The organism is Frateuria sp. sgz306004 (assembly GCF_057750885.1).
Genome location: NZ_JBYLFE010000004.1, coordinates 420,142 through 440,147 on the forward strand (window position 1 = coordinate 420,142; position 20,006 = coordinate 440,147).

Here is a 20,006-nt window from a genome sequence, read left to right on the forward strand (position 1 = left end):
GTCCACTGTTTGTCGCTGGTACGGACGCAGAATAACGCGCGACGCCCGTAGGGCGGCGCGCTTGCTCTGATCAAACGATGATCTGCCCGACATGCAGCGCATCGCGCGCATAGGCACTCAAGCGTTTCTCCGCGCGGAAGTGCAAATCGCGCTCAATCGGCAAGCCGAGCCGCCCACGAGCGGTCGCCAGCTCCTGCAGGCTAACCCAACCGAGTTCTTGCGTTCCTAGGCCCAGTTCGCACAGGCCAAATGCATGGTCGTGATCGTCCGGGTCGATCTCGGTCAATAGCCAGGTCGCGCCGGCATCCGGCGTGAACAACTTGACCACGGACACCGGATCGAAGTCCGGGTTTTGGAGGGATTCGCGGCCGTTGGCCAGCTGCAGGAAGCGCTGTTCGTCGGTGATGAATGCGCTCCTGGCGATCTCCGGTTGCACGGGTGGAATTGCCCAGAACCGTCGTCAGCACGGCGCAGCGCCGCCGTCAGGGGGGCGAAGCCGGCCGCAACGACGCCAGCGCCATCGGCACGCCGCCCTTGACGGCGAGAACGCCGAGGTACGGTGAAGGGAACAGCAAGACCGCCCCGCACGCAAAACAACCCTTGTTGCCCCCTCCACCCTAGCTAGCGTCGGCAGTCTGACGACGCCCCTATCCAGTGACGGGCTGCATCCTCGACGGCGAGGCATGTTGCGAAACGGCCAATGACACCGGAGCCCAAATGAGTCACAATGTAGCTACAACAAGGTTTGAGGCATGTAATGGCCAGCAGCAGTGATGTCGTGCGCGCTCGGATTGACGGGCATATCAAAGAAGAAGCAACGAATGTGTTGGCGGGCATGGGACTATCCGTCTCTGACGCCATCCGGGTGCTGCTCACGCGCATCGCAGCCGACAAGGCGCTCCCCTTCGATATCAATCGTGCGCAAGCCCAGCCCGAAATCAAGAAGCCATGAGCTTCTGCCTAAACAACTCCAAGAACATTAGGGCTAGGGCCTGACGCATGGATCGCATACAGCAGCTCAACTACGAAAAGGACTTTCGCATCGCCTTCTTGGAATCCAAGGGGGATGGGTTTCAACGTCTGTTCGAGAAACTGATGTCGAAGGTGCACCCCAACGACTTCATGGCGTGCCGGCCCTGGGGCAATGTTGGAGACCGAAAGAACGACGGATATCTTCCTTCTGAGCGAATCCTGTACCAGAGCTATGCCCCCAACGAGCTGACCGCTGCCGAAGCCATTAAGAAGATCAACGAGGACTTCGACGGAGCCAAAGAACATTGGGAAGAATATTTCAATGAATGGACCTTTGTTCATAACGCTCCTGATGGGCGTTTAGGTCCTCATATCATCGAAGTCCTAGCCAAACTCGGCCAAGACAACCCCAAAATCAAAATTGGGCACTGCGGATACGAGGAAATGCTGACGAAGTTCCGTCAGCTGAGCCTTGAGGACCTTGAGTCGTGGTTTGGTCCATCGCTTACGATGGAAGCGAACGTCAATCTAGGTTTCAGCGACCTAGCCGCGGTGCTCACCCATATCAGCATCACCTCAGTCCCCACGACGAGTGAAATAAAGGACGTGTCTCGCGGAAAGATCGAGGCAAACCTCCTGTCTCAGGCTGTTGCCGACTTCCTGAAAATCGGCATGCAGAAGTCACCGCTGGTTGCGCAGTTCTTCAATAACTGGAAGAACCCTACTTATGGCGAACAGATCGCGCAGGCGTTCAAGAGCGAATATGTGCGACTGCGGGACAGCGTTCCATCGCTCCATCCTGATGAAATATTCGGCCGCCTAGAAACTTGGGCTGGCGGAACGGTGAATACGACACCCGCCCACAAGGCGGCGGTTTTGGCAGTGATGGCATATCTCTTCGACAAGTGCGAGATCTTTGAAGATGCTCAAGCGCTGGGGACGGCATGATTCTGCCCTCCAAGCATCTACCTCAGGATCGCGCGCTACTGACCGTCGGCGCGCATGTGCTGACGTTCCTCGCACGCCCTAAGACCGTCTCCGCGCTTTGGGAGGAGTTGAACAGGCATGACGCTGGCCCAGCCGCCATGCCTCGACGAATCACCTATGACTGGTTTTTGCTCGCCCTTGACCTCCTGTACGCCCTGGGAACCATCGAACTCGAAAGTGGCCTGGTGGCAAGGAGGACGGCATGATTCACCACATCTTCAGCACGCTGCCCAGCTTCAAGAATCTTGGAGAACTGAAGCCCGGCCTGAACGTGCTGCTGGCCCAAAAAACTGAAGGGGCGACTACCAAGCAAACGCGCAATCGCGCAGGAAAGACTAGCTTCATTGAGCTAGTGCATTTTCTGCTCGGTGCCGATGCCGGTCCGGAATCAATTTTTCGCACCCCGGAACTGGTTGAACAGACCTTTGGCATGGACTTTGATCTGAAGTCGGATCGCACGGTCGTTGAGCGTAGCGGTGGCTCGAAAGCCAAAATCTTCGTAACGGTTCCACCTGCCGCGAAGGTCAAGTTTTCGGCCACCGAGTGGTGTACGTTCCTCGGGGAACAGATGTTTGGCCTGAGCAGCCTTGAAGCCGCAGGCAGTAAGCCGCCTTCGTTCCGGTCGCTGTTCGCCTACTTTGTACGCCGGCAGGCAAGCGGCGCCTTCATGACGCCAGAAAAGCAGGCCACGATGCAAGGAACTGGCGACATGCAGATGGCGTTGATGTTCTTGCTCGGTCTGGACTGGCAGATAGCCCGCGATTGGCAAGCCGTGCGCGATCGGGAAAAGACCCTCGAAGAATTGAGGAAGGCGGCTGGAAACGGTGCGTTCGGTTCAATCATCGGCAAGGCCGGCGATTTGCGCACGGAGCTAACCATTCAGGAAGCTCGCCTCAAGAAGCTTCATGCGGAAGTCGAAACTTTCCAGGTCTTGCCGGAGTACCGGGAACTGGAAGTCGAAAGCGCCAGCTTGACCCGCCAGCTCAACGAACTGGCCAATGCCAATACCATCGACTTCTCCGCTATTCGCGACTTGGAAGGCGCGCTGGCCTCTGAGGTTCCTCCAGACCATGAAGATCTTCAGGCGGTCTACCAGGAAGCAGGCATCGTGCTACCTGGCTTGGTCAAACGCCGCTACGAGGACGTGAAGAGCTTTCACGACTCAGTGGTGCGTAATCGCAAGGACTATCTGTCCAGCGAACTTGAAGCGGCCAAGCTGCGTATCGATCTGCGCGATAGCAAGAAGGCGCAGTTCGACCAGCGGCGCGGCGAAATACTGGGCATTCTCAGGAGCCACGGCGCACTCGAACAGTTCCTCAAGCTGCAAGGCGAACTGGGGCGGCTAGAGTCAGAAGTGGAATCGCTGCGACAACGCTTTGAGGCCGCTGAGCAGCTCGAAGGCACAAAGAACGAATTGGAAATCGAGCGCAACCGGCTCACGATCCGCTTGCGCCGCGACTTTACGGAGCAGAAGGACCGACTCGCGGAGGCCATCGTCGCCTTCGAGGAGACGTCTCAACGACTGTATGAGTCGGCCGGCAGCATGACGGTCGATGAGACCTCGAATGGTCCGATCTTCAAGTTTCCGATGCAGGGGCAGCGCAGCAAGGGCATCAAGAACATGCAGATCTTCTGCTTCGACATGATGCTCATGCGACTGTGCGCCAGCCGAAAGATCGGGCCTGGGTTCTTGATCCATGACAGCCATCTATTCGACGGCGTCGACGGCCGCCAGGTCATCAGTGCGTTGCGACTCGGTTCGGAAATCGCGCAGGAGCTTGGCTTTCAGTACATCGTGACGATGAATGAAGATGATGCCTTCAAGGAGACCATCGAGGGCTTCGATCTAAACGACTATGTACTTCCGACGCGGCTGACAGACGCAACGGAGGATGGTGGGCTGTTTGGCATCCGATTTGGATGAGTGCGAGCTTGATTGAAATCTAGAGCGTCCGACTGAGCCCAAGCTGTCAGGACCTGGGCAAGACCAAGTCGGTTGCGCCCATCTGCAATTTTCGAGAGGCAGCATGATCGGACAAAGAACTCGCTATTCGTTCGCCCAATTCCTAGAGCTGCAGGAGCCGATGACTTCAATCGTGCTTTTGGGCAAGTACGGTGTCCAGCATCTATCGCTTTCGCAAGGGCAGCTGTTGTACGGGTTGCTGAACACGCTGCGCGACCTCGATGACCGGACGCTGATGCTGGTGCTGGCGGAGGTTGTTGCGACTTCAGGCGATCTGCGTGCCCGAGTCAATCCGAAGTATCGATTCGACGAGCGCCAGCATGATCTAGCGCAATGCCTCCTGCTGGATGGCTACATCATCCAGGACAAGAAACTGATTCAGACCGATCCGTCGATTTCAGATGCGGCCCCCTTGGAGGATGATCTGATCTCTGCGCTGCAGAATTCTGGTGCTCCTCGTGCGCAAGAGATCATCGCCAAGATCAACGACTCGGCAGGCGCGTTCCGAGCAGCACCACCCGACTACAACGCATCGCTTGTGAACGCCCGCGTGGCGCTGGAGACTTTGGCCAGCGACATAGCTGCGCACGTCGCCTCGCGGGGGCAAGCTCCAGCCACCTACAACCCAGCGAAGTGGGGCGAAGTGCTTGCGTTTCTGCGCAGCAGCGGCGAGATCACTACCGAGGAGGAGAAAGGCTTGGCCGGTGTTTTCGGTTTTCTCAGCCCAGGCGCTCACCGCCCCGTGGGAATCCCCGAAGATCAGATGACTCGGCTTGGCCGCTCCTTTGCACTCAACATGTGCTGGTTCTTACTCAAGAACCATCTCGTGCGCACATAACCTTGAGCCTCCTGACTTGAATACACAAGGACCAACAACAAGCCTCAAGAGCGACAGTTCGCCGCGCTGTCAGGCAAGCGTGCGCGGTGTTCACTGCCATTGATGGAGTCCCACTATGTCCTCAATGTTGGATAGGTTCTACGAGCGGTCCGCTCGACTGAACACCTTACTGAACAGCAACCCAGCCGAGGCAGTGAAACAAGCCAGGGAGATCAATCTCGATCTCGCTACTAGTGAGCGATTCAACATGATGGGGCTGCGCGCCGCCATTCTGGTAGATGGCGGCGCATTGACTCAAGAACAGGGTGCGATTGAAGAAGGAGTCACGCTGTTTCGTGAACTCCACGCCCAATTTCCGACTTCTGATCTCACCTACAACCTAGCAAACGGCCTAGTCGCCGCAGTAGGCTTTCCGCCTCGTAATGACAGTTGGTTGGACCATCTGGAATCGTCTAAAGAGCGTCGCGCAGAAGCGCGAAGATGCTTCTGGAAGGTCGCGCAGGACACGAATGCCGATTTTGCGCTGCGAACTCAGGCTTGGACAAATCTTGCCAATCAGTTCAGCAGCAGCTATCGGCTTGGCGAAGCTCAAGATGGTTGGCTTGCGGCGCTAGAAATCGATCCAGAAAATGGGGTTGCTGCAAGTTCCGCGGCCCGTAATCTCCTCTGGCTTTATGCGCGTGGCGGCTGCTCAGAACTTACGCGTATCGAGGCGATCATGTTGGCCAAGATTGCGCATCGGCATCGGGATCGAGTCATCCAATATGCCGGCGCACAGGCGGCGGAACAGATCGCTGCGTTCGCAAGCGAACTGGGAGATCCACCACCGCGATCACAACATCAAGACCCATTCATCACCTGGGTCGAGCGCGAGCGCCTGACGCTTGCGCCAGCCGTAGAACTCATCGACCCCACCATGGGCAAGCTGGATTGGCTCATGCTTCCTGGGATTCTGGAGCGAGAACCAGGTGTAGGCGGGACACCACCGCCCATCTTCGCCATGTTCAACGTGCTGAAGAGCGACTTCATCCTCGCGCGCGACTTGCTATGGCGGGCTATGGACGAAAACGTGTGGCCAACGACAGGGCGATTTGGGGACACTCTTGACTACGCCACCTATGGCCCGGATGCGTCTGCACTTATCTTGGCACACCGCACGGCTCTCGACCTGCTCGACAAGATCGCTGTAACAGCGAACCACTACTTTGAGCTTGGGCAATCGCCAGACAAGGTTTACTTCGGAAAATTGTGGCGGGGAAAGCCTGACAAGACCACTGGCGCGTACCCACTTGTCGAGAAGGTGGAGAAGGCGATTCGTGGGGGCGCCAGCGCTCTCTATGGCCTCGTGGAGCTTGCCGAGGACTATGACAGCAGCGTGGGCATCTTGCGATCTCAAAAGGACCTCCGCAACGCAGGCACGCATCGATTCGTTGTACTGCATGACATTGGCGACCCAACGCAAAGCAGGCAGGCGCCTGAAATTGAACATCACCGAAGGGAACCGTTCACGCAGGAAGTATTGCGCGCTTTGCGTGTTGCCAGGTCGGCCATCCAAATGCTTGCGCTTTCGATTTCGCAGCACGAACAGGGTCTTGCACAGAGGACAAGTGGCCTTGTTGGCTCGCTGATCATCCCCGACCATGACTGGATTCGTGGACGCGACGACGAAACTTGAATCCGTTGTTGCCCTTTAACTTATGGCGAGATACCAACTGCTTTCATTGCGCCATCCAGCTTGCGATGAATCAGCGATACGAGGGTCAGGATGTCCAGTGCGTCTTGTTCGGACATGGGCCAGTTCGTCTTGGGTGCATGGGCAAGCGGATTGCGCACAGCTCCGAACAGGCCGATCAGCAAGTTGGCAAAGCCTTTCTGCTCGCTCTTCTCTGACTCCGTGGTGAGCGGCCCCAAGGCCAGAATTGGCTGTTGGCCTGCGAATGCCTTGTTCACCAGTTCAGCGCCATCGCCGTTCAGACCTGACAACAGGCGAATCCGCTCTGCCACGCCTTTCGTTGCCTCGAAGACCGCATGGAAATAGTTTTCGTCCAGCAATTCAGCACGGCAATAGTTCAGCACTTCCGCGTGCACGGCCCGACTTTCTAACGCGGCCTTGAGTCGTCCAGCGCGGGCGCGCGCGGCATCGAGCGTTGTTGCCTTGTCGGCGTGCGCGACTTTGCCATCGTCGCGCACGTAGAAGCCCGAGAAAGCCAGGACGACGTTGAGTTCGTCGCGCCGCCATGCAAATGTCGCAGCGTCGCGGGCGTAGTTCACCGGATTCATCGCGCGGTTGATGAACATGATGAGGTGGTTACCGAGCTGATGCTTGTTTTGCGCACCGGCCAGCGCATTGAACAGTCGCTTCCACTTGGTCATGCCGGGGGACGGGTCTGCGACCTCCACCTCTTGCAGCAACCGCTCGATCTGTGTTCCGCTCAAACCGCGCTCGGTATCGGCAAGGACGCGGCAGGCGGCTTCGAGGTGCTGCGAGCTGAACGGTGGAATACGTGTCATAAATTCTGTCTCGTTCGCGTCTAGGCCCATTCAAGCGTAGTGATAATCGCTTGCCCCTCAGTCCCAACCTCCACAAACAGAGCATGGTCGTAGCCAAGCTGCTGCCTGTATCCGCGAAGTTTCCGAAGGTCGATCTGCCGGTCAACGCGGCTCGTTGACTTCTTGAATTCCAAGACCAGATGGTTCTTTTTCGTTTGTCGTCGATGAACGATCACATCTGGGAATACGGTTTTGGCCTCATCATCTTCACTGTCCGGGTATAGCTCGAGATGTCCAAGCTTCTTCGGTTCGACGCCATCCCGGTTGTATTCGCAGTCTACGGTCCAATCAGGAAAATACTGCTGGAGATACATCGCGAAGCGAAAGGTGATGGATCGTTCGTTAGCGTCGATACCGAGCAAGTCGGGGTCATTGACCAGCAGTTCGGACAACGCACGTGACACAGCTTCCCCTGGCGGATGAAGGCTGAGATATTGAATTTGCTCTTCGGACAATGCCATAGCCGTACTCGCTTATCGAAGGCTCACATTGAAGGACATGTACACCGATCGAAATGTCGTCAGAATTTCCTCTCTGGCTTCATCCAATTCTTCGGCAATGCGGTCTGTGAGCATGTATGTGGGGCAATCTGGCCGTCCACATCCGCAGTGCCTGATCTCCCCTTCCTTGAGTCGATTGACGAAGATGCGACGCAGTTCGTCAACCTGACGAACCACTTTTGCTAGAACCGCTTGGATGCGTTGATCTCGAAGATGGTGGATCGAAGGGATGCGCCTGATCTCATCTCCCTCACGCGTTCGCCATACGCCGGTGTTAAGTGCACCGATGGTGTCCTCGATCGCCTGCTGGAAGGCCGGCAGCGAGCTTTCCTGCTGAAACGGCGTGCGAAACGCAGGCCGGTCGAATACGGCCGCCATCAGTTGCAGTGCATCGGTATCCGACAGATCGGGGAAGTCGTCAACGAACTTGCGGATGTCAGTCTCGGCGTCGGGAAATTCGATGCCTTGGACAAAACGATGTAGCAGGTACTCAGCGCGAAGCCGCAGATTTTCCTCGAACTCCACACCTGACCAGATCGTCACACAGGCGACACCGAGGGACGCTGCAGCTTGCTCGATCCGGCCTCGGCTTGTGTCCGAAACAGCGCCCCGAGAAACGAACTTGAAGGCGTCAGGTGTCCCGCCTGCGGCCTTGACCGCTTTGGTCATGTCGCCTTTGGCTTTTGCCAATGTCAGCGCGTCCCGATTCGCGCATTGGATGATGGTCTTGCGGGCCGGCTGGTCATCGAACGGTTCAACACCCGTGATGTCCCGCCCTTGGTCACCGCCCGATTGACCGTGCCAAATCAGATCGCGCCAACCAGCACGTACATGGTACGCAAAGACAAGGCGCTCGAACTGGATGCCGCTGTAATCCTCGAAATGGATTGGAGAAACCGTCACCGTCGCCATGTCCCTGCCCTTTCCCTAGTTATCTATTCTTCAATACGCCTCACTACGCCCCAACGAGTTTCACCGATAGCCAACAAAAGCCACCATTGCTTCGTGGTTTGCGGCATCAATACTCGTGGAGTGCGATATGGAGAATACCCCGTTACCCAAAATTGGCGGAGCCCAGGAATCCACGACCCTCGTGGCCGCCCCGCTGCCCGGTTCGGCCGCCTATGGGGAACTCCCACAGTTTCCGAAGTCTGGCGTTTTGCCATTTCGCCGCACCATTCGCCGCCAGGAACTGCGGCAGATCGTGCCCTTGGCCGAAACGACGATCTACGAGATGGAGCGCCGCGGCGAATTCCCACGTCGCTTCAACCTGACGCCTCGTTGCGTCGTGTGGGACCTGGCCGAAGTGGAAGCCTGGATCGAAGAACGCAAGCAGGCGCCTCGCGGCAACAGCTCGAAACCGGATGTCCACCTACGAAAAACCCGCCCTGTTCGGGCGGGTTCGAGCGAGGGATGACGCCGGCGATGCGCCTCATCCAACCAAGGCCCGCAGCTTCTCGGACGCCGAGCGTGGCAACCGCTGGCCTTCCTTCGCCACGTTGACCTGCAGAGCCACCCGCGCCACGTCCAGTACGTCCTTGGCCAGCGAGTAGCTGCCCTTGGCCTGCAACCAAGTCAGCACGTCAGCCAGGTGCCAAATCGATGCACTGCCCTCGTGCACCGGCGCGGGAAAGCTGCCCGGATGCGCCAGCATAAGCTTTCGCATGTTCTGCCGGGAAACACCCACGATGTCGGCCACGTCGGTTAGTCCGACCAGATCGGGTGCGACCTCGATCAACTTCGCCGACGGTATGGCACTACGCACATCCGCCAACGCACTGCGCACGGCGGCATCTGCGTCGGCCGCCTCGCGGGTGAACTCCAGCCCTAACCGCCCTGGCTGGCCGATGCCGACCAAGGCATCGTCGCAGCCGGCTTCACCCAGGCGCTCGACGAGTGCGTCCAGGTCGCGGTCATCCTCGGCAAGCTGGTACTTCAAGGTAAAGGTGTATTCCATCGCGCTACTCCTTGGCATCGGCATCAGCCTCGCGCTGCTTACGATGCGTGGTGCAGTTGTCCACGACCCGCCGCAAGGCGCGGGCGTGGTTGCCGGGGTTCTTCGGCGTACTCCATATCGACGTGATGCAGAACTCGCCGCAGCGGCATTCCTCGTCGTTGTACGGACAGTAAATCCGCCCCCAAGCGTGGCTGCCGCCGACTTCGACGCGCCAGCCCTGCCCTTCGGCGTGCCTGAGAGCTTCCTCGACCTCTTTCTTCGGATGAGAGGAACGGGCCATCCGTGATCTCCAGTATGGGGATGATTGAAAGGGTTGTCAAGTGACAACCCGCCCGCCCTTTCAGGCCGTCGCGCTCAACGTCGGCACGACGACGTTTTCTGGCATCAGCTTCGGCACATAGGTCTGCCCGTCGATCCAGGCATCAACCATGTTGGCCCACTCTTGCAGCATGTGGCGCCGCTGCTCGGCGTACTCGGCTTTGTTGTAGATCGAGCGCGAAGAACGTCCGTCCTCATGGGCCAGACACTTCTCGATCCAGTCGCGGTTGAAGCCGATCTCGTTGAGAAGCGTCGAGCCGGTACGGCGCAGGTCATGGACAGTGAACGGCTCAAGCGGCAAGCCGGCAGCCATGGCCCGTTCTGCCACGATCTGCGTGACCCGGTTGAGGGTCGCGTTCGACATGCAACGGTCGGCGTCATAGCGCGACGGCAGCACGAACTTGGAACCGGCCGCGCACGTGTGCAATGCCACGAAGATGTCGAGCGCCTGGCGCGACAGGTAGACGACATGGGGGTTGCGCCCCTTCATCCGCTGCTTCGGGATGGTCCAAGTCGCGTTCTCGAAATCAACCTCATCCCAGGTGGCTTGGATCAGTTCGCTCTTGCGCACCAGCGTCAGCAGAATCATGCGTAACGCCAGCCGGATGGTCGGATAGGTCGCCACCGATTCCATCTGTCGCGCCATCAGGCGGATCTCAAGCGGCGACAAGGCGCGATCCTTCGGCACGAAGGTCGCGATCGACGCGGCCCCCACATCGGAAGCAGGGTTCTCCACCTTCTCGCCGTGCAAGATGGCGAAGGCATAGACCTGCTTCACGATGTCGCGGATGTGCACCGCAGTGGCGGGAGCGCCACGCTCCTTCACCTTGTTGCACAGGGCTCGCAGGTCGTCGGAGGCGATCTCGTTGAGTTGCCGGTTCTCGAAGGCAGGCAAGATGTCCCGATCGACGATGCTCTTGCGCATCGCCTTAGTACTGTCGGCCATCCGGGCGCCCGCCAGCCACTTCCCGGTCATCTCGCCGAATGTCTTGGCGGCGTTCAGGCGGCGCTTCTCGCGCTGTTTCTCAAGCGCGGGAGACTTGCCCTGAGCGACGGCCTTTTTGGCGTCGATCAGCTTTTCACGGGCCAGGGCCAGCGAAATACCGGCAGGGCCATAGCGGCCAATGGTGAGGGTTTCGCGGCGTCCGTTGAGACGGTAGTCGTAGCGGAAGGTGACGGTACCGGTAGGCGATACCGTTACGTACATCCCATCGCGGTCTGAAGCCTTATAAATCTTGGACTTAGGCTTGAGATTGCGCAGTGCTGTGTCGGTAAGCATCGAGGTTTTTCTCCTGTTTCGTGACGGCTTTTACCGTCAGGGGCCAGGAGACCTGCTGATGCCGGGAAAGCCGCATAAAACAAGCTTTCCCGAGCAGACCTTTACCGTCAAAGACGGGTTTGGTCTGGATAGTGAACGGGACGGTCTTAATCCGGTCCTCGATTCTTACCGCCAGTTCCACCGCCAACCTGTTCTGCTGGCCGGCGATAGCTACCGATAGCCATTGTGACGTATCTTCTTTTAAATCAACACGTTACGACAGTTTTTCGAAAGCCCGCGATAGTCCCCGAAGGACCTGATTTCACTCCCACTCAATAGTCGCCGGGGGCTTGCCGCTGATGTCATAAACAACGCGAGAAACACCGCGTAACTCATTGATAATGCGATTGGAAACCTTGCCAAGGAAGTCGTACGGCAGGTGTGCCCAATGCGCGGTCATGAAGTCGATGGTTTCTACGGCGCGCAGGGCGATCACCCATTCATAGGCGCGCGCGTCGCCCACCACGCCCACCGACTTCACCGGCAGGAACACGGCGAAGGCCTGGCTGGTCTTGTCGTAGAGATCCCAAGCGCGCAGCTCTTCGATGAAGATGGCGTCGGCACGGGCGAGCAACTCGGCGTACTCCGGCTTCACTTCGCCAAGGATGCGCACGCCCAGGCCCGGGCCCGGGAACGGATGGCGGTAGACCATTGCGCGCGGCAGGCCGAGTTCCACGCCGATGCGGCGCACCTCGTCCTTGAACAACTCTCGCAGCGGCTCGACCAGCTTGAGCTTCATGTGCTCCGGCAGGCCACCCACGTTGTGATGGCTCTTGATCACGTGCGCCTTGCCGGTCTTGCTGCCGGCGGACTCGATCACGTCGGGGTAGATGGTGCCCTGCGCCAGCCACTTCACCTGGCCATGGCCAGCGGCGGTGACCTTGGCAGACTCTTCGTCGAAGATCTCCACGAACAGTCGGCCGATGATCTTGCGCTTGGCTTCCGGGTCGGCCACGCCTTCCAGTGCCGCGAAATAGCGCTCTGCGGCGTTGACGCGAATAACCTTGACGCCCATGTGCTCGGCCATGGTGGCCATCACCTGGTCGCCTTCCTGCCAGCGCAGCAGGCCGGTGTCGACGAACACGCAGGTGAGCTGCTTGCCGATGGCACGATGCAGCAGTGCCGCCACCACGGAGGAATCCACGCCGCCGGAAAGGCCCAGCAGCACGTGATCGTCGCCAACCTGCTCGCGCACGCGGGCGATCTGGTCTTCGATGATGTGCGCGGCGGTCCACAAGGTCTGGCAGCCGCAAATATCCGTGACGAAACGCTGCAGCAGCGCGGTGCCCTGCTTGGTGTGGGTCACCTCGGGGTGAAACTGCACGCCGTACCAGCGCTTGTCCTCGTTCTCCATCACGGCGACCGGAATGCGATCGGTGGTGCCGGTGATGGTGAAGCCCGGCGGCGCCTGGGCGACGTGATCGCCGTGACTCATCCAGACGTCCAAACGGTGCGTGCTGTCGTGGTCGCTGAGGCCCGCGAACAGGCGGCTGGTCGACACGATGTCCACTTCGGCATGGCCGAACTCGCGGGCGTCGGCCGCTTCCGTGGCGCCACCAAGCTGGGCGGCCAGGGTCTGCATGCCGTAGCAGATGCCCAGGATGGGCAGGCCCGAGTCGAACACTTCCTGCGGCGCCTTGGGCGCGCCCGGCAGCGTGGTCGATTCCGGTCCACCGGAAAGGATGATGCCCTTGGCGCCGAAGGCGGCGATTTCGGCCGGGTCGTGGTCCCACGCCCAGATTTCGCAGTACACGCCGATCTCGCGCACGCGGCGAGCGATCAGCTGGGTGTACTGCGCGCCGAAGTCGAGGATGAGGATTTTGTCGCTATGGATATCGGTCATGGCGGCGAAAGTCAGAGTTCGAAAATGAGAAAGGTCGGAACGCCGCAACGCCCCGACCTGCGAATATCTTCATGACCGTCATCCCGGCGAAAGCCGGGACCCAGCGCTTTTTCTCGCAGCACCGAAGGCGCTGGGTGCCCGCTTTCGCTGGAATGACGATTCAGCATGGACAAGGAGCTGCCTGACATAAGGGGCATGACCGGCAGCTCCCCTGTTCCTGCCTCAGGAGTTGAGCCGATAGTTCGGCGCTTCCTTGGTGATCTGGATGTCGTGCGGATGCGCCTCGGTGACGCCAGCGCTGGTCACCTTCACGAACTGCGCGTTGTTGCGCACATCCTCGACGGTGGCCGCACCCAGGTAGCCCATCGAGGCACGCAGGCCGCCGATCAGCTGGTGGATGATGTTGCGCAGCGAACCACGGTACGGCACGCGACCTTCGATGCCCTCGGGCACGAGCTTGTCGGCGTCAGCTTCGTCCTGGAAGTAACGATCCTTGGAACCCAGCGCCATCGCGCCCAGCGAACCCATGCCACGGTAGCTTTTGTAGGAGCGGCCCTGGAACAGTTCCACGTCGCCCGGCGATTCTTCCGTGCCGGCAAACATCGAGCCGAGCATGACGGTGGATGCACCGGCGGCCAGTGCCTTGGGAATGTCACCCGAGTAGCGGATGCCGCCATCGGCGATCAACGGGATTTCGTCCTTCAGCGCGGTGGCGACCAGATCGATCGCGGTGATCTGCGGTACGCCCACGCCAGCCACGACGCGCGTCGTGCAGATGGAGCCCGGGCCCACGCCCACCTTCACCGCATCCACGCCAGCGCCCAGCAGCGCACGCGCCGCTTCGCCGGTGACGATGTTGCCGGCAATCACTTGCACCTGCGGATAGCGCTTCTTCACCCATGCGGCGCGATCGATCACGCCCTGCGAATGGCCGTGCGCGGTATCCACGACAATCACGTCCACACCGGCATCGACCAGCGCTTCCACACGCTGCTCGGTGTCGCCGCCCACGCCGACTGCGGCACCCACCAGCAGGCGCTCCAGGCGATCCTTGGCGGCGTTCGGGTTGTCGCGGGCTTTCTGAATGTCCTTGACGGTGATGAGACCACGCAGCTGGTAGTCGTCATTCACCACCAGCACCTTTTCGATGCGGTTCTTGTGCAGCAGCTCGAGCACGTCGTCCTGGCTGGCGCCCTCACGCACCGTCACCAGCTTGTCCTGGCGGGTCATGATGTTGCGCACGGGGTCTTCGTGCTTGCGCTCAAAACGCAGGTCGCGGCTGGTGACGATGCCGACCAGCTTCTCGCCTTCCACCACCGGCACGCCGGAGATGTTGTGGGCGCGGGTCAGGCGAAGCACTTCGCCGATGGACGTCTGCGGGCCCACGGTGATGGGGCTGCGGATCACGCCGGCCTCGAACTTCTTGACCAGGCGCACTTCGGCGGCCTGTTGCTCGGCGGACATGTTCTTGTGAATGATGCCGATGCCGCCCTGCTGGGCCATGGTGATGGCGAGGCGGGCTTCGGTGACCGTATCCATGGCGGCGGACACGATGGGGATGTTCAGGCGCAGGTTTCGGGTAAGTCGCGTGGAAGTGTCTACATCACGCGGCAGAACGGCCGAATGGGCCGGAACGAGATAGACGTCGTCGTAGGTGAGAGCCTCGGCGAGGATGCGCATGCGAAAAGTCCCGCTGCAAAGAGAGAATTATACGCGGAACGCCGATTCCCTGCCACACGCCACATGAACAGTTTGTTGCCGCAGGCGCAACGATGGCCTGCGGCAAAGGGCCTCAGCCGTGCTGCAACTGGGCGCGCGCCTCGGCCGCTTCCAGCGTGTTCTCCAGCAGCGTCGCCACCGTCATCGGACCCACGCCACCTGGCACCGGCGTGATCCAGCTTGCGCGCTCGGCAGCGGCATCGAAGTCCACGTCGCCGACCAGGCGACCGTCCTCCAGGCGATTGATGCCCACGTCGATCACCACGGCACCCGGCTTGATCCACTCGCCCTTGACCAGGCCTGGCTTGCCCACCGCCACGATCACAATGTCCGCCTGGCGCACGAAGCTCTCCAGGTCACGGGTGAACTTGTGGCAGCACGTGGTGGTGCAGCCGGCGATCAACAGCTCCAACGCCAGCGGGCGACCCACATGGTTGGATACACCGACCACCACGGCATGCTGGCCGCGCACCGGGCGATCGGTGTGGCCGAGCAGGGTCATCACGCCGCGCGGCGTGCACGGACGCAAACCAAAGCGACGCAACGCAAGGCGACCCACGTTCACGGCCTGGAAACCATCCACGTCCTTGGCCGGATCGATGCGATCGACCAGGGCGTCTTCATCGATGTGTTCGGGAAGCGGCGACTGCACCAGGATGCCGTGCACGGCCGAATCGGCATTGAGCCGATCAATGAGTGCGAACAACTCGTCCTGCGAGGTGCTGCTGGGCAAGTCGAAATCGAAGGAGCGAAAACCAACCTGATGGCAAGCCTTGCGCTTGTTGCGCACGTAGACCGAGGATGCGGCATCGTCGCCCACCAGCACCACCGCTAACCCCGGTTCGGCCAAGCCCTTGGCCTTGCGTTCGGCAACGCGCCGGCCGATCCGCTCCATCAATTCCTGCGCAATGCGTTTGCCGTCGAGGATGCGTGCGGTCATAGTCGGGTAACCTGCAAAGAGACGTATTATCCGGGCTCCGCCCCGCGCACACAAACCAGTTTGCATGGCCGCCCTGCACCGACCGACCGAACCGCTGGAACTTGCTGTCGCCAGCTTGCGCCTGCGGCCATGGGAGCCAGACCAGGCGCAGGCCATGCACGAGGCCATCGCGGAGTCTGGAGATACCGCCGGCCGCTGGATTCCCCGCCTGCAGCAAGGCGCTACCCTGCTCGATTGCCTCGCCCGTGTCGCCCAATGCCAGGAGGGGTGGGCGCAGGGCGCTATGTACGCCTTTGGCATCTACGACACAGCTAGCCGGCTGCTGGGCGACATTTGCCTCAACCGCATCGACACCGACCGCCGCAGTGCCAACCTGGGTTACTGGATTCGGCAATCCGAACAAGGCAAAGGGATTGCCAGTGCGGCCATCCGGGCCATCGCGGGCTTCGGCTTCGGCACCTTGGGCCTGGCGCGCATCGAGATCGTGGTGGCGGTGGATAACCGCGCCAGCCGACGCACCGCCGAACGCACCGGCGCCCATTTCGATGGCATCTCGCCCAGCCGCATTATCGAACGGGGAAAGCCCGAGCCTGCGGCGGTCTACTCACTGCTGCCGCCGGAGCAGGACACGCCCCTGCCCGCCCCAGCGCTTAGCGATGGCACCTGGCGGTTACGCGCGTACCAGCCCAGCGATGCACAGGCTTTGCAGCACGCGCTGCTGGAATCGGTCGATACGGTAGGCCGCTGGCTGGACTGGTGCACACCCGCCTATAGCGTGGACGACGCTCTGCACTGGATCGGGCGCACGCGACTTGCGTGGCGCGGCGTGGGCGACGAGTGCGCACTCGCCATTGTCGATGGCGACCATCGGCTGGTAGGCAGCATTGGCCTCAACCACTGGCAGCACGAATACCGCATAGCCAACCTTGGCTACTGGGTGCGCCAGTCGCGCCAGGGCGAAGGCGCAGCTACCGCCGCCGTGCGATTGCTCGCCGCCCACGCATTACGCATTCCCGAATTGCAGCGCCTGGAAATCGTGGTGATCGACGACAACCTCGCCAGCCGGCGAGTGGCCGAAAAAGTCGGCGCCACGCTTGAGGGCTTGGCGCGCCGACGACTGGTGCTTCGCGGCGAGCCCCGCGACGCGGCCATCTATGCACTGACCGCGAGCGACCTGAGCTGAGCGCCAACCCCTGACTTCCGCCTGGCACGCGGCCCGCGTCGCGTGCATGCGTCCGCCAAAGGGCGTACAGCGCGGAACATGTGAGGCACTAACCAGCCAAACTCAGCCCGCCATGGCGCACAACTGCTGAATATCCTCGTAGCCCTGGAAGCTGGCGTGCGCACCGCAGCCCGGGCACTCCGGGTCGCGTGCAAGTCGTGTTTCGCGAAAACGCATGGCCAGCGCATCGAAACCCAATAGGCGCCCCACCAGCGGCTCACCCATGCCCAGGATCAACTTGAGCGCTTCGGTGGCCTGCAGCAACCCCACGATGCCCGGCAGCACGCCCAGCACACCCGCCTCGCTGCAGTTGGGCGCCTCGGCCGCCGAGGGCGGTTCGGGGAACAGGCAGCGATAGCAAGGCGAGTCCGTGCGACGCGGATCGAACACCGACACCTGCCCCGTAAAACGCTCGACCGCGCCGTACACCATGGGCAAGCGAAGTTGCCGAGAAGCGGCGGCCACCAAGTAACGCGCGGGGAAATTATCGGCGCCGTCGATCACCAGGTCGTGCCCGGCAAGCAAGCGCTCGACGTTGTCGCTCTGCAGGCGCTCGTTGCGGACCTCCACACGTACACGCGGATTAAGCGCCGCCAGGGTCAGGCGCGCGGATTCGGTCTTTGGCATGCCCACACGCGCATCGGCGTGGATCACCTGACGATGCAGGTTGGAGCGCTCCACCACGTCGTCATCGATCAAGGTAAGCTGCCCGACGCCCGCCGCGGCCAGATACAGCGCAGCCGGCGCACCGAGCCCGCCGGCACCAAGCAGAACGACTCGCGCCGCCCCCAAGCGCGCCTGCCCCGCTTCGCCCACCTGCGGCAGACGCAGCTGACGGGAGTAGCGCTCGGCGGCATCCGCATCGAGGGTGCCAGTGGCTACGGGCAGACCTTCGGACTTCCAGCGATTGAACCCGCCTGCTACGGAGGACACCCGCCTGTAGCCCAGGCGCTCCAACGCTTCGGCGGCAAGCAAGGAACGCTGGCCACTGCCGCAAAGCGCAATCACCTCACGCTCGCGGTTGGGCTCGACCTGCTCGATGCGAAGCTCCAGGAACCCGCGCGACAGCCCCAGCGCCCCCGGCGGCGAGCCACTGGCGCGTTCGCCATCCTCGCGCACGTCGATCAGCAGGGCGCCATGCGCTTGCCGGGCCAGTGCCTCGACAGGCGACACTTCAGGGATACGCTGGCGCAATGCAGCGAGCCAGGATTCGCGATCAGAGGAGGTGCTCATGACGCATAGCATAGAACCTGGAAGGGTCGGGCAGGCACGCCTGCGTCCTGACCTGCGCTCAAGGCCTGCCCAGGAGACCGTCTCAGTCATGACGAAGCCCTGGACACACCCACCGGGAAACCGATCGGTCACCAGACCTTCCCGGAATGGCCAACTAAGACGTGCGGAGCAAACTGAGCAACTAGCGCGGCGACAGCGCCAGGCATCGACGGCGGCCTGAAAAAGCCGCGCACCGCATCCTCAGCGCTTGCGCTTTTTCATCTCGCGAATCATGCGTTGACGCTTGCGCACCTGCGCCTCCGTCAACACGTTCTTCTTGCCCGCGTAGGGGTTCTCGCCATCACGGAAATCGATGCGAATGGGCGTACCTTCCAGGCGGAAGCGCTTGCGGAAGAAGTTTTCGAGATAGCGACGGTAGGCCGGCGCAATGTGCTTGGTGCGGCTGCCGTGAATCACGATGGTGGGCGGATTGGTGCCACCCGGATGCGCAAAGCGCAGCTTGGGTGCATGTCCACGTACCAGCGGAGGCTGGTAGCCCTCGTAGGCGCGCTCCAGCGTGCGGGTAAGCTCGGAGGAGCCCAGCTCCTTGGTGGCCGCATGGTGCGCACGCACGATGGCTTTCATCAGCTCGCGTAGGCCCGAGCCATGCAGTGCGGAGATGAACACCGTCTTGGCCCAGTCCACGAACTGCAGGCGACGTGCCAGCGCGTTCTGGCACTGCTCGCGCTGGTAGCTGTCCATGCCGTCCCACTTGTTCACGGCAATCACCAGCGCCCTGCCCTCGTCCACGGCATGGCCGATGAGGGTGAGGTCCTGATCGGCCAGGTTCTCGCGTGCATCGACCATCACCACGACCACCTGGGCGGCGGCCATGGACTGCAGTGTCTTGATGACGGAGAACTTCTCCACCGCCTCTTCCACACGGGCCTTGCGGCGCACGCCAGCGGTGTCGATCAGGGTGTACTTGCGACCATCACGTTCCAGCGACACCGCGATGGGGTCGCGGGTGGTACCGGCCACGCTGGACACGATCAGGCGATCCTCGCCCAGCAGGCGATTGATCAGCGTGGACTTGCCGGCATTCGGGCGGCCCACGATGGCGACGCGAACGCTGCCTTCCTCACCGGGCGCCAGTTCTTCGTGAGCGTCCTCCGGCAACAGCTGGAGCGCGGCCGCTACCACGTCGTCGGAGCCACGGTTGTGCGCGGCTGCGATCGGCAAGGTGTTCGCAATGCCAAAGGCCGCGAACTCCGCCATGGCGTTCTGCAGATCCAGGCCATCCGTCTTGTTGACCGCGGCGATGATCGGCTTGCCGCTGCGGCGAAGCTCATCGAGGATGGTGCGATCCTGTGGTAGCAACCCATCACGGGCGTCCACCACGAACACCAGCACGTTGGCCTCTTCGATGGCGTAGCGCACCTGTTGCGCGGTGAGCGCATCCAGGCCCTCCTCTACACCGGAGAGACCGCCGGTATCCACCACCACGAAGGGGCGTGCACCGGTTCGGCACACGCCGTAGTGGCGATCGCGAGTGACGCCCGGCATATCGGCCACCAGGGCGTCACGGCTGCGCGTCAGAGCATTGAAGAAGGTCGATTTACCGACATTGGGACGACCGACCAGGGCAACGACGGGCAGCATGAGTC

General features: G+C 61.1%; 21 protein-coding genes. 9 read left to right on the plus strand and 12 right to left on the minus strand.

Annotated features, from left to right (window positions below; translation table 11 throughout):
- Positions 1 to 70: 70 nt before the first annotated feature.
- Complete coding sequence (locus AC3G2C_RS10960) at positions 71 to 436, minus strand: DUF2958 domain-containing protein (RefSeq protein ID WP_488384641.1); 366 nt, start codon at positions 434 to 436, stop codon at positions 71 to 73.
- 321 nt (positions 437 to 757) lie between these two features.
- Here AC3G2C_RS10960 and AC3G2C_RS10965 point away from each other — a divergent pair, with 321 nt between their 5' ends.
- The 6 genes from AC3G2C_RS10965 to AC3G2C_RS10990 all read left to right on the plus strand — a co-directional run bounded on the left by AC3G2C_RS10965 (position 758) and on the right by AC3G2C_RS10990 (position 6,435).
- Positions 758 to 952, plus strand: coding sequence for a type II toxin-antitoxin system RelB/DinJ family antitoxin (locus AC3G2C_RS10965; RefSeq protein WP_261526666.1), 195 nt, complete (start codon positions 758 to 760; stop codon positions 950 to 952).
- Positions 953 to 999: 47 nt separating this feature from the next.
- Positions 1,000 to 1,920 (plus strand): ABC-three component system protein, encoded by a 921-nt coding sequence (locus AC3G2C_RS10970; RefSeq protein WP_488384642.1) that lies wholly within the window; start codon positions 1,000 to 1,002, stop codon positions 1,918 to 1,920.
- Complete coding sequence (locus AC3G2C_RS10975; protein WP_261526664.1) at positions 1,917 to 2,165, plus strand: ABC-three component system middle component 6; 249 nt, start codon at positions 1,917 to 1,919, stop codon at positions 2,163 to 2,165. Before AC3G2C_RS10970 ends, AC3G2C_RS10975 begins: the two co-directional genes overlap by 4 nt.
- Positions 2,162 to 3,883 carry an ABC-three component system protein gene (locus AC3G2C_RS10980; protein WP_261526663.1) on the plus strand — a complete coding sequence of 574 codons (1,722 nt, stop codon included), beginning with the start codon at positions 2,162 to 2,164 and terminating at the stop codon, positions 3,881 to 3,883. Before AC3G2C_RS10975 ends, AC3G2C_RS10980 begins: the two co-directional genes overlap by 4 nt.
- A gap of 103 nt (positions 3,884 to 3,986) precedes the next feature.
- Positions 3,987 to 4,760, plus strand: a complete 774-nt coding sequence (locus AC3G2C_RS10985) for a hypothetical protein (protein ID WP_488384643.1) — start codon at positions 3,987 to 3,989, stop codon at positions 4,758 to 4,760.
- 115 nt (positions 4,761 to 4,875) lie between these two features.
- Positions 4,876 to 6,435: an LA2681 family HEPN domain-containing protein gene (locus AC3G2C_RS10990; protein ID WP_488384644.1), complete on the plus strand. Its 1,560-nt coding sequence runs from the start codon at positions 4,876 to 4,878 to the stop codon at positions 6,433 to 6,435.
- A 20-nt stretch (positions 6,436 to 6,455) separates the two neighbouring features.
- On the opposite strand, the gene AC3G2C_RS10995 is transcribed toward AC3G2C_RS10990, so the two are convergent.
- From AC3G2C_RS10995 to AC3G2C_RS11005, 3 genes are read right to left on the minus strand one after another with little or no spacing between them, the layout of a single operon-like run.
- Positions 6,456 to 7,271 carry a TIGR02391 family protein gene (locus AC3G2C_RS10995; RefSeq protein WP_261526658.1) on the minus strand — a complete coding sequence of 272 codons (816 nt, stop codon included), beginning with the start codon at positions 7,269 to 7,271 and terminating at the stop codon, positions 6,456 to 6,458.
- A gap of 20 nt (positions 7,272 to 7,291) precedes the next feature.
- A complete protein-coding gene (locus tag AC3G2C_RS11000; RefSeq protein ID WP_488384645.1) occupies positions 7,292 to 7,771 on the minus strand; it encodes a hypothetical protein in 480 nt (159 codons plus the stop codon).
- Positions 7,772 to 7,783: 12 nt separating this feature from the next.
- Positions 7,784 to 8,722, minus strand: coding sequence for a hypothetical protein (locus AC3G2C_RS11005; protein WP_488384646.1), 939 nt, complete (start codon positions 8,720 to 8,722; stop codon positions 7,784 to 7,786).
- Between the two features lie 127 nt (positions 8,723 to 8,849).
- Here AC3G2C_RS11005 and AC3G2C_RS11010 point away from each other — a divergent pair, with 127 nt between their 5' ends.
- Positions 8,850 to 9,227, plus strand: a complete 378-nt coding sequence (locus tag AC3G2C_RS11010; RefSeq protein ID WP_488384647.1) for a helix-turn-helix transcriptional regulator — start codon at positions 8,850 to 8,852, stop codon at positions 9,225 to 9,227.
- Positions 9,228 to 9,242: 15 nt separating this feature from the next.
- Here the strand turns inward: AC3G2C_RS11010 and AC3G2C_RS11015 are convergent, their stop codons facing one another.
- From AC3G2C_RS11015 to AC3G2C_RS11025, 3 genes are read right to left on the minus strand one after another with little or no spacing between them, the layout of a single operon-like run.
- The gene (locus AC3G2C_RS11015) at positions 9,243 to 9,767 is read right to left on the minus strand and encodes a helix-turn-helix transcriptional regulator (protein WP_488384648.1); all 525 of its coding nucleotides are present in this window, start codon (positions 9,765 to 9,767) and stop codon (positions 9,243 to 9,245) included.
- A gap of 4 nt (positions 9,768 to 9,771) precedes the next feature.
- A complete protein-coding gene (locus tag AC3G2C_RS11020) occupies positions 9,772 to 10,047 on the minus strand; it encodes a hypothetical protein (RefSeq protein WP_261526653.1) in 276 nt (91 codons plus the stop codon).
- A gap of 60 nt (positions 10,048 to 10,107) precedes the next feature.
- Positions 10,108 to 11,364, minus strand: a complete 1,257-nt coding sequence (locus tag AC3G2C_RS11025; RefSeq protein WP_488384649.1) for a tyrosine-type recombinase/integrase — start codon at positions 11,362 to 11,364, stop codon at positions 10,108 to 10,110.
- Between the two features lie 58 nt (positions 11,365 to 11,422).
- Here AC3G2C_RS11025 and AC3G2C_RS11030 point away from each other — a divergent pair, with 58 nt between their 5' ends.
- On the plus strand, positions 11,423 to 11,584 hold the full coding sequence (locus AC3G2C_RS11030) for a hypothetical protein (RefSeq protein WP_488384650.1): 162 nt from the start codon (positions 11,423 to 11,425) through the stop codon (positions 11,582 to 11,584).
- A gap of 81 nt (positions 11,585 to 11,665) precedes the next feature.
- Here the strand turns inward: AC3G2C_RS11030 and guaA are convergent, their stop codons facing one another.
- The 3 genes from guaA to folD all read right to left on the minus strand — a co-directional run bounded on the left by guaA (position 11,666) and on the right by folD (position 15,905).
- On the minus strand, positions 11,666 to 13,246 hold the full coding sequence (guaA, locus tag AC3G2C_RS11035) for a glutamine-hydrolyzing GMP synthase (RefSeq protein ID WP_488384651.1): 1,581 nt from the start codon (positions 13,244 to 13,246) through the stop codon (positions 11,666 to 11,668).
- Positions 13,247 to 13,468: 222 nt separating this feature from the next.
- Positions 13,469 to 14,926: an IMP dehydrogenase gene (gene guaB, locus AC3G2C_RS11040; RefSeq protein WP_488384652.1), complete on the minus strand. Its 1,458-nt coding sequence runs from the start codon at positions 14,924 to 14,926 to the stop codon at positions 13,469 to 13,471.
- 112 nt (positions 14,927 to 15,038) lie between these two features.
- A complete protein-coding gene (folD, locus tag AC3G2C_RS11045) occupies positions 15,039 to 15,905 on the minus strand; it encodes a bifunctional methylenetetrahydrofolate dehydrogenase/methenyltetrahydrofolate cyclohydrolase FolD (RefSeq protein ID WP_488384653.1) in 867 nt (288 codons plus the stop codon).
- Between the two features lie 64 nt (positions 15,906 to 15,969).
- Here folD and AC3G2C_RS11050 point away from each other — a divergent pair, with 64 nt between their 5' ends.
- A complete protein-coding gene (locus tag AC3G2C_RS11050) occupies positions 15,970 to 17,088 on the plus strand; it encodes a GNAT family N-acetyltransferase (RefSeq protein ID WP_488384654.1) in 1,119 nt (372 codons plus the stop codon).
- A gap of 102 nt (positions 17,089 to 17,190) precedes the next feature.
- Here the strand turns inward: AC3G2C_RS11050 and moeB are convergent, their stop codons facing one another.
- Together moeB and der are read right to left on the minus strand one after the other, a co-directional pair.
- Entirely contained in the window at positions 17,191 to 18,360 is a 1,170-nt protein-coding gene (gene moeB, locus AC3G2C_RS11055; protein WP_488384655.1) for a molybdopterin-synthase adenylyltransferase MoeB, read from the minus strand.
- A gap of 240 nt (positions 18,361 to 18,600) precedes the next feature.
- Positions 18,601 to 20,001, minus strand: coding sequence for a ribosome biogenesis GTPase Der (gene der, locus AC3G2C_RS11060; protein WP_488384656.1), 1,401 nt, complete (start codon positions 19,999 to 20,001; stop codon positions 18,601 to 18,603).
- Positions 20,002 to 20,006 lie beyond the last annotated feature (5 nt).